Annotated in this window: 1 rRNA gene; it reads right to left on the minus strand. The window is 53.7% G+C overall.

The window, feature by feature from the left end:
* Positions 1–52 precede the first annotated feature (52 nt).
* A 23S ribosomal RNA gene (locus tag BK127_RS41835) occupies positions 53–2976 on the minus strand.
* Positions 2977–3039: the final 63 nt, after the last annotated feature.

A 3039-nucleotide genomic window follows, 5' to 3' on the forward strand; every position in this document is an offset into this window, starting at 1 on the left:
ACATTACGCTTGAGCAGCGCGTCTCACTCGCTTTCGCTTGCAAGACTCTTTCTTGGATAAGCCCTCGACCGATTAGTATTCGTCAGCTCCATACCTTGCGGCACTTCCACCCCGAACCTATCTACCTCGTCGTCTACAAGGGGTCTTACTAATTGGGAAATCTCATCTTGAGGGGGGCTTCGCGCTTAGATGCTTTCAGCGCTTATCCCTTCCGTACGTAGCTATCCAGCCGTGCTCCTGGCGGAACAACTGGTACACCAGCGGTACGTCCATCCCGGTCCTCTCGTACTAAGGACAGCTCCTCTCAAATTTCCTGCGCCCACGACAGATAGGGACCGAACTGTCTCACGACGTTCTGAACCCAGCTCGCGTACCGCTTTAATGGGCGAACAGCCCAACCCTTGGGACCTACTTCAGCCCCAGGATGCGATGAGCCGACATCGAGGTGCCAAACCTCCCCGTCGATGTGGACTCTTGGGGGAGATAAGCCTGTTATCCCCAGGGTAGCTTTTATCCGTTGAGCGATGGCCCTTCCATTCGGTACCACCGGATCACTAAGCCCGACTTTCGTCCCTGCTCGACCTGTTTGTCTCGCAGTCAAGCTCCCTTGTGCCTTTACACTCTGCGAATGATTTCCAACCATTCTGAGGGAACCTTAGGGCGCCTCCGTTACATTTTAGGAGGCGACCGCCCCAGTCAAACTGCCCACCTGACACGGTCCCTGCACCGGATCACGGTGCGAGGTTAGAACTCGGATACGATCAGGGTGGTATCCCAACGTCGCCTCCACACAAGCTGGCGCTCATGCTTCAATGGCTCCCACCTATCCTGTACAGATCGTACCCAAGTTCAATATCAAGCTGCAGTAAAGCTCCATGGGGTCTTTCCGTCTTGTCGCGGGTAACCTGCATCTTCACAGGTAGTAAAATTTCACCGGATCTCTCGTTGAGACAGCGCCCAAGTCGTTACGCCATTCGTGCGGGTCAGAATTTACCTGACAAGGAATTTCGCTACCTTAGGACCGTTATAGTTACGGCCGCCGTTTACTGGGGCTTCGGTTCATAGCTTCACCTTGCGGTTAACCACTCCCCTTAACCTTCCAGCACCGGGCAGGCGTCAGCCCGTATACTTCGCCTTACGGCTTCGCACAGACCTGTGTTTTTGCTAAACAGTCGCTTGGGCCTTTTCACTGCGGCCCCCTCGGGCTATTCACCCTACCGAGGCACCCCTTCTCCCGAAGTTACGGGGTCATTTTGCCGAGTTCCTTAACGAGAGTTCTTCCGCGCGCCTTAGCATACTCTGCTCGCCCACCTGTGTCGGTTTGCGGTACGGGCACCTTCTCCCTGGCTAGAGGCTTTTCTTGGCAGCTTGAACTCATGACCTTCGCTACTGTAATTTTCGCTCCCCATCACAGCTCAGCCTTAACAGTGTGCGGATTTGCCTACACACCAGCCTCGCTGCTTGGACGGACATCCATCAGTCCGCGTCACTATCCTTCTGCGTCACCCCATTGCTCATAACGGTTCACGGTGGTACTGGAATTTCAACCAGTTGTCCATCCACTACGCCTTTCGGCCTCGCGTTAGGTCCCGACTTACCCTGAGAGGACGAGCCTTCCTCAGGAACCCTTAGGCTTTCGGCGGACAAGATTCTCACTTGTCTTTTCGTTACTTATACCGGCATTCTCACTTGTGTAGTGTCCAGCGCTCCTTACGGTACACCTTCAACCTCTACACAACGCTCCCCTACCCAAGAACAATTACTTGTTCGAGCCATAGCTTCGGTGGCAGGTTTAGCCCCGTTACATTTTCGGCGCAGAGTCACTCGACCAGTGAGCTATTACGCACTCTTTCAATGGTGGCTGCTTCTAAGCCAACATCCTGGTTGTCTGGGCAACTCCACATCCTTTCCCACTTAACCTGCACTTGGGGACCTTAGCTGATGGTCTGGGCTGTTTCCCTCTTGACCATGGATCTTAGCACTCACGGTCTGACTCCCGGATATAAGTCTGTGGCATTCGGAGTTTGACTGGACTTGGTAACCCTTGGCGGGCCCCGCACCCAATCAGTGCTCTACCTCCACGACTCTCAATTCCGAGGCTAGCCCTAAAGCTATTTCGGGGAGAACCAGCTATCTCCGAGTTCGATTGGAATTTCTCCGCTACCCCCACCTCATCCCCGCATTTTTCAACATGCGTGGGTTCGGGCCTCCAGTGCGTGTTACCGCACCTTCACCCTGGGCAGGGGTAGATCACACGGTTTCGGGTCTACGTCCACGTACTCAAATCGCCCTATTCAGACTCGCTTTCGCTGCGGCTCCGGCTCTTCACCTTAACCTTGCACGGGAACGTAACTCGCCGGTTCATTCTACAAAAGGCACGCCATCACCCATAAACGGGCTCTGACTTTTTGTAAGCACACGGTTTCAGGTTCTATTTCACTCCGCTCCCGCGGTTCTTTTCACCTTTCCCTCACGGTACTGCTTCACTATCGGTCACTAGGGAGTATTTAGCCTTGGCAGATGGTCCTGCCGGATTCCCACGAGGTTTCACGTGTCTCGCGGTACTCGGGATCCGTCTACAGGTGTCGCAGATTTTCGGTTACGGGATTGTTACCCTCTGTGATGAGCCTTTCCAGACTGCTTCACCTATTCTGCTAACCCGATATTGACGTCCCACAACCCCTAAGAGCAAGCTCTTAGGTTTGGGCTGTTCCGCGTTCGCTCGCCGCTACTGACGGAATCACTATTGTTTTCTTCTCCTGAGGGTACTTAGATGTTTCAGTTCCCCTCGTATGCCTCCTCGATAGCTATGTATTCACTATCGGGTACATGAGCATTACCTCATGCGGGTTCCCCCATTCGGACATCCCCGGATCAAAGCCTGCTTACGGCTCCCCGAGGCATTTCGTCGTTCGCCACGTCCTTCTTCGGCTCCTAGTGCCTAGGCATCCTCCGTGTGCTCTTATTAGCTTAACCAATTCCGCTAATAAGTCCTATCCGTTAGGATAGATCTATTTGGATTGTTACTCAACCGAAGTT

The organism is Paenibacillus sp. FSL H7-0331 (assembly GCF_001956045.1).